At 70.8% G+C, this 7529-nt stretch carries 7 protein-coding genes and 1 pseudogene; 2 read left to right on the forward strand and 6 right to left on the reverse strand.

Translation table 11 applies throughout. The annotated features are described in order from the left end of the window. Window positions 1–240: pseudogene (locus tag G6017_RS09270) on the reverse strand (hypothetical protein); the annotation flags it as partial. Between the two features lies 1 nt (window position 241). Beyond that, window positions 242–1189, reverse strand: a complete 948-nt coding sequence (locus G6017_RS09275) for a Ppx/GppA phosphatase family protein (protein WP_179523389.1) — start codon at window positions 1187–1189, stop codon at window positions 242–244. 33 nt (window positions 1190–1222) lie between these two features. Here G6017_RS09275 and G6017_RS09280 point away from each other — a divergent pair, with 33 nt between their 5' ends. Further along, window positions 1223–2065: a DUF3109 family protein gene (locus G6017_RS09280; protein WP_179523390.1), complete on the forward strand. Its 843-nt coding sequence runs from the start codon at window positions 1223–1225 to the stop codon at window positions 2063–2065. Between the two features lie 63 nt (window positions 2066–2128). Here the strand turns inward: G6017_RS09280 and G6017_RS09285 are convergent, their stop codons facing one another. From G6017_RS09285 to G6017_RS09295, 3 genes are all read right to left on the reverse strand, one after another. Continuing rightward, a complete protein-coding gene (locus tag G6017_RS09285; RefSeq protein WP_179523391.1) occupies window positions 2129–2818 on the reverse strand; it encodes a response regulator in 690 nt (229 codons plus the stop codon). Continuing rightward, window positions 2815–4011 (reverse strand): ATP-binding protein, encoded by a 1197-nt coding sequence (locus G6017_RS09290; protein WP_182617077.1) that lies wholly within the window; start codon window positions 4009–4011, stop codon window positions 2815–2817. Before G6017_RS09290 ends, G6017_RS09285 begins: the two co-directional genes overlap by 4 nt. 111 nt (window positions 4012–4122) lie before the next feature. Continuing rightward, window positions 4123–4872, reverse strand: coding sequence for a phosphoglyceromutase (locus G6017_RS09295; protein ID WP_179523393.1), 750 nt, complete (start codon window positions 4870–4872; stop codon window positions 4123–4125). Between the two features lie 41 nt (window positions 4873–4913). Here G6017_RS09295 and G6017_RS09300 point away from each other — a divergent pair, with 41 nt between their 5' ends. Then, complete coding sequence (locus G6017_RS09300; protein WP_182617079.1) at window positions 4914–6617, forward strand: long-chain-fatty-acid--CoA ligase; 1704 nt, start codon at window positions 4914–4916, stop codon at window positions 6615–6617. Between the two features lie 216 nt (window positions 6618–6833). On the opposite strand, the gene G6017_RS09305 is transcribed toward G6017_RS09300, so the two are convergent. Beyond that, the gene (locus G6017_RS09305) at window positions 6834–7382 is read right to left on the reverse strand and encodes a type III secretion system chaperone family protein (RefSeq protein WP_179525998.1); all 549 of its coding nucleotides are present in this window, start codon (window positions 7380–7382) and stop codon (window positions 6834–6836) included. Between the last annotated feature and the right edge of the window lie 147 nt (window positions 7383–7529).

The following is a 7529-nucleotide window of genomic DNA, read 5'->3' on the forward strand; positions in this document are numbered from 1 at the left end:
CCCGGCGGCCGTCTCCTCGGCCTCACGGGCCCGGCGGCGCGCGGCGCGGCTGCTGAGCTCGGTGTCGTCGGTGATCCGCGGGATCTCACCGGTGAGCTCTGAGACGCTCACGCCACTGCCGCCCTCGTCGGCCCGCCGGTGCCGGCGACCCTTCGGTGCGGCCGCGTCCGACTGCTCCGCGCCCATGCGCTTGAGCAGCTCCGCCACGGTGATCTGCTGACCGTCCTGATCCTCGGCCATCTCAGCTCCCCTTTCCGTCGCCGCCCGCGTCCCGGTCGAGACGCTGCAGAATGAGCCCCTCCCGCAGAGCCCACGGGCAGATTTTCACACTTTCCAACCCCAGAGCCCTCATCGACGCCTCCGCCACCAGCGCTCCCGCGACCACCTGATGGGACCGGTCAGAGCTGATGCCCTCCAACTCTGCCCTGTCGGCGGCCGTCATGCGAGAGATAAAGGCGATCACCTGCCGCAGACCCGACGCGGTGAGGATCCGCTCCACCCGCGGCCCCTCCGACGACGGCGCCGCGCCGGTGAGCCGCGCCAGCGTGCGGAACGTCTTGGAGGTGGCACAGGCCAGGTCGGGGGTGCCGGCCGCCCGCAGGTCCCGGGCTGGGCCCTCCAGCTCGGCGTCGATGAAATCACGCAGCTGGTTGATGCGCTTGCGTTCGGGCGGGTCGGTCTTGAACCAGTCGTGCGTCAGCCGGCCGGCGCCCAGGGGCAGGCTGAAGGCGTGCTCGGGCAGCTCGTCCTCGCCGCTCGTGAGTTCGAGCGAGCCACCACCGATGTCGAGGTTGACGATCCGACCGGCGCTCCAGCCGAACCACCGGCGGGCGGCCAGGAAGGTCATCCGCGCCTCGTCCTCGCCGGAGAGCACGCGCAACGCGATCCCGGTCTCCTTCTCGACCTTCTCGAGCACCGCGTCCGAATTGGCGGCGTCGCGCACCGCCGAGGTCGCCAGGGCCATGACCTCACGGCACTTGGTGGCCTTGGCCAGATCGGCGGCCTCGTTGACCGCGTCGATCAGCCGGGCGACGCCGGTCTTCGAGATGTTGTCGTCCTCATCGAGGTACTCGATCAGCCGCAGACGGGTCTTGGAGTCGTTCATGGGCGTAGGGTGCCCGCCCCGATGGGCGTCGACCACCACGAAATGGACCGTGTTGCTCCCGACGTCCAGGACACCTAATCTCACACGCCCACCCTAAACGGTCTACGGTCGCAGGTTGTGACCGCCACCGAACGCACCAGCACCCCGGGCGCGCCCGCCGCGGAAGTCCCCCTCGACTTCCCCCGCGAGTGGTACACCTTCCCGGACCCCGCGAACGACCAGCACCTCGTCTCCGCGGACATGACCTGGCTGCTGTCCTCGTGGACCTGCGTCTTCGGCACCCCGGCCTGCCACGGCATCGAGGCCGACCAGCCCGACTCCGGCTGTTGTACGCACGGGGCGTTCCTGTGTGACGACGACGACCGCGCGCGACTGACCGTGAACGTCGAACTCCTGGGACCCGAGGACTGGCAGCACCGTGGGGCCGCGCTGGAGGCCGCGGAGGCGGAGGGCGGCGATCTCGAGCCGTGGCTGGAAGAGGACGAGCTCACCGGGGACGACGGCGAGCCCGAGCCCGCCCTGCGGACGCGGCGCCACGGCGGGCGATGCGTGTTCTTCAACGACGTCGGCTTCCCGGCCGGCTCGGGCTGCGCCCTGCACCACATGGCCCTGAGGACGGGGCGGACCCTGCCCGAGTCGAAGCCGGACGTGTGCTGGCAACTGCCCATCCGCCGCACGCAGGAGTGGGAGACCCGGCCCGACGAGGTGGAGGTCCTCCACACCCGTATCGGCGAGTACGACCGCCGCGGCTGGGGCCCCGGCGGGCTGGACCTCGACTGGTACTGCACCGGATCGCCCGAGGCGCACGTCGGGGCCGACCCGGTGTTCGTCTCACTGCGCGACGAGCTGGTGGAGCTGCTGGGGGCCGACTGCTACGAGGTGCTGGCCGCGGCGTGCCGGCGCCGCCGCCAGCTGGGGATCGTCGCCGTGCACCCCGCGACGGAGCGGGCGACTCCCTAGTCGACCACTCCCACTCCGGACCGGACGAGCCGGTCAAAACCCGCTCCGGACCGGACGAGCCGGTCAGCCCTCGAACTTGTAGCCCAGGCCCCGGACCGTCACCAGGTGGACCGGCTTGCCCGGGTCCTGCTCGATCTTCGAGCGCAGCCGCTTGACGTGGACGTCCAGAGTCTTGGTGTCCCCCACGTAGTCCGACCCCCAGACGCGGTCGATCAGCTGACCGCGGGTGAGCACCCGGCCCGAGTTGCGCAGCAGGTACTCGAGCAGGTCGAACTCCTTGAGCGGGAGGGTCACCACCGACCCGCGGACGGTCACCGTGTGCCGCTCGATGTCCAGGCGCACCGGGCCCGACTCCAGGACACCGATGTCGTCCGGCTGGTCTCCCTCCGTGTCCGCGCCGCGCCTGAGCACGGCCCGGATGCGGGCGATGAGTTCGCGGGCCGAGTAGGGCTTGGTCACGTAGTCGTCGGCCCCCAGCTCCAGCCCGACCACCTTGTCGATCTCGCTGTCCCGCGCGGTCACCATGATGACCGGGACGCTCGAGGTCACCCGCAGGCGCTTGCACACGTCGGTTCCGGACATGCCCGGGAGCATGAGGTCCAGCAACACGATGTCCGCGCCCTCCGCGTCGAAGCTCTCCAGCGCGGTCGGGCCGTCGCCGGCGATGGTGACCTCGAAGCCCTCCTTGCGCAGGAGGAACGCCAACGGATCCGCGAGCGAAGCCTCGTCCTCTACGATCAGCACCCTGGTCACGGCACCTGGTCCTCTCCTTGTTGGTCGTGCTCGGCGGGGGGCGGGGCCCCCTCGCCACCCGGCTCCACATGGGCCGGGAGTTCGAGTGTGAACGTGGACCCGGTCCCGGGCCTGCTCCAGATGCTGACGCCGCCGTTGTGGTTCTGGGCGACGTGCTTGACGATCGCCAACCCCAGCCCGGTCCCGCCGGTGGCCCGGGACCGGGCCTTGTCCACGCGGAAGAACCGTTCGAACACGCGGGTCTGATGCTCGGGCGCGATGCCGATCCCCCGGTCGGTGACCCGCAGCATCACGGTGTCCCCGTCGAGCGCCCGCGTGATCGAGACCGGGGTGCGCTCCGGCGAGTAGTTGACGGCGTTGGAGATGAGGTTGGTCAACGCGGTGACCAGCAGTGTCCAGTCACCCGAGATCTCGAGCCCGGAGGGCGCGTCGGTGATCAGCTCGATCCCGGCCGCCTCCGCCGCGGACGCCGACCTGCGCATGGCCTCGTCCACCACGGCGTCCACGTCCACCGGCTCGGGATCGCGGATCCGCTCGGCGCCCTGGAGCCGGGACAGCTCGATGAGCTCGGAGACCATCTTGCCCAGCCTGTGGGCCTCGCTCACCACGCGGCCGCCGAAGTACTCGACCGACTCCGGGTCGTCCTTGGACTCCAGCAGCGCCTCGGCCAACACGGCCATGGCCCCCACCGGTGTCTTGAGCTCGTGGGAGACGTTGGCCACGAAGTCGCGCCGGGCGGCCTCCATGCGCCGCTGCTCGGAGTCGTCGTCGGCGAACACCACCGCGAACTGACCGAGGTGTCCGCCGAGGATCTCGCTGCGGCCGCTCACCGACGGGATCCGGCGGCGCCCCGTGATGACCTTGGCGGGCAGGTCGAACGCCGAGGGCTCGCCGCCGGCGAAGGTGATCTCGGCCGCGCGCCACACCGGGTCCACCAGGAGCCGGTCGTCCACGATGCCCAGCTCCGCGGCGCGACGGTTGTAGAGCACCACGTCCTGGTGTCGGTCCACCACGGCGAGCGCGTACGGCGCCTGGTGGTACACCGCCCGCAGGACCTCCAACCGGCTCGGACCCTGCTGTTCGGCGAGCCGGAGCTCACGGCGGGCGTTGAGCCGGGGGACGACGAACCCGCCGACGACAAAGCCGACCACTGCGGCGATGATCGCGAGGGCGATCCCGTGACTGACCTGCACGAGGCAGATACTACGGTGCGGCGAATCGGCGACCACAACGGAGAACCCCCGTCCATCTGCGGGAAGTCCGCAGGTGGACGGGGGTTCGCCGCGTGTTCACCGGAGCGACACCTACTTCTGGGCGCCCTGGCTGGCGACGGCCGCGGCTCCCGCGGCCGCGGCCTCCGGGTCGAGGTAGGTGCCCCCCGGGTTGGAGACCAGACCGGAGTCGTCGAAGCGGTAGACCAGCGGGATGCCGGTGGGGATGTTCAGGCCCGCGATGTCCTCGTCGGAGATGCCGTCGAGGTGCTTGACAAGTGCGCGCAACGAGTTCCCGTGCGCGGCCACCATGACCGTCTTACCCTCCGCCAGCTGCGGCGCGATCTCGGCCGCGTAGTACGGGATGAAGCGGTCCACCACGTCCTTGAGGCACTCGGTCAGCGGCACCTCCGGCAGGTCCGCGTAGCGGGGGTCCGCCGACTGCGAGTACTCGTTGTCCGCATCGATCGCCGGCGGCGGTGTGTCGTAGCTCCGACGCCAGAGCATGAACTGCTCGTCGCCGAACTCGTCCTTGATCTCCGCCTTGTTGAGGCCCTGGAGCTTGCCGTAGTGCCGCTCGTTGAGCTTCCAGTGCCGCACCACGGGGATCCAGTGCCGGTCGCAGGCGTCGAGCGCGATGTTGGCCGTGGTGATGGCCCGACGCAGCAGCGAGGTGTACAGCACGTCCGGGAGGATGCCCTCCTCGGCGAGGAGTCTGCCGCCGCGGACCGCCTCCTCGCGTCCGAGGTCGGTGAGGTCCACATCGACCCATCCGGTGAACTGGTTGGAGGCGTTCCACGTGGACTGACCGTGACGCAGCAGGACGAGGGTTCCGTAAGCCATACGGCCATTATGACCCGACGCCCGAGGACTACGGTGCAGACATGACCACACACGCCGGAGACACCCCCGATCGACCCGACCGGCCGTGGACCGCCCACTACACCCCGGGCACCACACATAACCTCGACTACGGCACCACCACGCTCATCGACCAGTTCGACGACGCCGTGCGCACCTACGCCGACCGGCCCGCGACCGAGTTCTTCGGCCGACTGACGCCCTACTCCGAGATCGGCAGCCGGGTCCGCCACGCGGCCGAGGGACTGCGTCGCCTCGGGGTGAGGCGCGGGGACCGGGTCGCGGTCCTGCTACCCAACTGTCCGCAGGGGATCGTGGTGTTCTACGCCGCGCTGCGGATCGGCGCGATCGTGGTCGAGCACAACCCGCTCTACACCGCCGACGAGCTCGAGGGCCCGTTCGCCGACCACGGCGCGAGGGTGGTGGTGACCTGGAACGTCGTCGCCGGGATGGTGCGCGAGCTGGCCGACCGCCCCGGCACGGAGATCGAGCACATCGTCGCCGTCGACCTGCTCGACGAGCTCCCCGCGGCCAAGCGCCTGGCGCTGAAGCTCCTGCCCGTCCCGTCGCTCCGCGCCTCGCGGGCCAAGCTCTCCGCGCCCGCTCCCGGGACGCTGGACTGGCGCGAGCTGGAGACCGGGCCGGAGCTGGACTTCTCGTATCCCCGCCCGAAGGCCGACGACCTCGCGCTGATCCTGTACACCTCCGGCACCACCGGCACGCCCAAGGGCGCCACGCTCTCGCACGCCAACCTCGTGGCCAACGCCAAGATGGGCGAGGCCTGGGTGCCCGAGCTCGAGCTGGGGCGCGAGCGGTTCCTGGCCTCGCTGCCGATGTTCCACGCCTACGGGGTGACGCTCTGCGTGGTGATCGGGATCGCGGTGGGTGCCCGGCTGCAGCTCGTGCCCGCGCCCGAGATGGACCTCATCATGCCGATCCTGGCCAAGGACCTGCCCACCTTCATCCCGGCCGTCTCCCCGATCTACTCCAAGATCCTCGAGGAGGCCGGCAGGCGGGGCATCCCGCTGCACGGCATCCGGCACTCGCTGTCCGGCGCCATGAGCCTGCCCGACGAGCTCATCGAGAGGTGGGAGGCCGCGACCGGGGGCCTGCTCGTGGAGGGGTACGGGATGACCGAGACCTCGCCCATCACGGTGGGCAACCCCATGTCGACGGCGAGGCGGGCCGGCAGCATCGGCGTCCCCTTCCCGGACACCGACGTCCGCGTCGCCCACAAGGACGACCCCACCGTCGACGCCGACCCGGGCGAGCCCGGCGAGCTGTTGGTCAGGGGCCCGCAGGTCTTCCCGGGCTACTGGCGTAACCCCGCGGCCACCGCCGAGACCTTCCACGAGGGCTGGCTGCGCACCGGCGACGTGGTGGTCCAGGACGCCGACGGCTTCCTCCACGTGGTGGACCGCATCAAGGAGATGATCGTCACCGGCGGGTTCAACGTCTACCCCTCCGAGGTGGAGGCGGTCCTGCGCAGGGCCCCGGGCGTGGCCGACTGCGCGGTGGTGGGCCGGCGCGGACCGGACGGGGGCGAGCAGGTCGTGGCCGCGGTCGTGCTCGAACCGGGCACCGAGCTCGACGCCCCGGCCCTGCGCGCCCACTGCAAGGCCTCACTCGCCGGGTACAAGGTCCCCCGGGAGTTCGTGGCGCTGGGCGAGCTGCCCACCAACCCGATGGGCAAGGTCCTGCGCAAGAAGGTCGCCGAGCAGCTCTGACGGGAGCCGCGACGCCCGCACCCGCGACGCCCCACACCGTCGACGCTCCTCACCGTCGACGCTCCTCACCGTCGGCGCCCCACACCGTCGGCGCCCCACACCGTCGAAAAGAGCGTCCCGCACACATCGGCCGAGGAGAGGGGAGCGGAACGCTCTTCTCGACGGAGAGGCGGTCGCCGGGGCGGGCGCCGGGGGCGGGCGCCGAGGGCTCGCGGGTTACTCGTGCCCCGGCTGGGGCAGGTCCTCGGTGAGGTGGCGGAACGCGTCCAGGTTGCGCAGCGGCTCACCGCGCGAGACGCGCCACTCCCACTCGCGGCGGATCGAGGTGTGGAAGCCGGTCTCGAGCAGGATGTTGAAGTCGTGATCCGCCGCCTCGAGCACCTGGCCCAACACGCGGTCGAGCTCCTCCTCGGTCACCGCGACCAACGGCATCCGGCCCACCAGGTAGATGTCGCCGTTGTTGTCCAGCGTGTACGCCACCTGGTACAGCCGACGGTTGCGCCGCAGCAGGTACTTGTAGACCCTCTCGAAGTCCTCGTCGGGCTTGCGGCAGACGAATGCCTCGATCCGCACGCTCTCCCGGTTCACCGTCAGATGGCAGGCGGTCTTGAGCCGCTTCTCCCCCGGCAGCTGGACCACGAAAACGCGGCCGTCGGCCAACGTCGACTCGATGTCCCGCTCCACCAGGAAGCGTCGGATCAACTCGAGGGTGGGGCGGTCGACGTCGTCGGCACCGCGCGGCGCGGACCCGCCGTCGTCGTCCATGCGCTTGTTCTCGGTGGGGTCGATCATGGTGACTCCTTCGGTTCGACGGCCCGGACTCGTGAGCGATTCGTCACGGGGGCTTGTTCGGACGGGGCCGGGTTCGCGGGCCGGGGTCGCGGGCCGCGCCGCTGCGGTCCGGATTCGCGC

Origin of the sequence: Dietzia sp. B44 (genome assembly GCF_014145245.1) — a bacterium.
Lineage (GTDB): Bacteria > Actinomycetota > Actinomycetes > Mycobacteriales > Mycobacteriaceae > Dietzia > Dietzia natronolimnaea.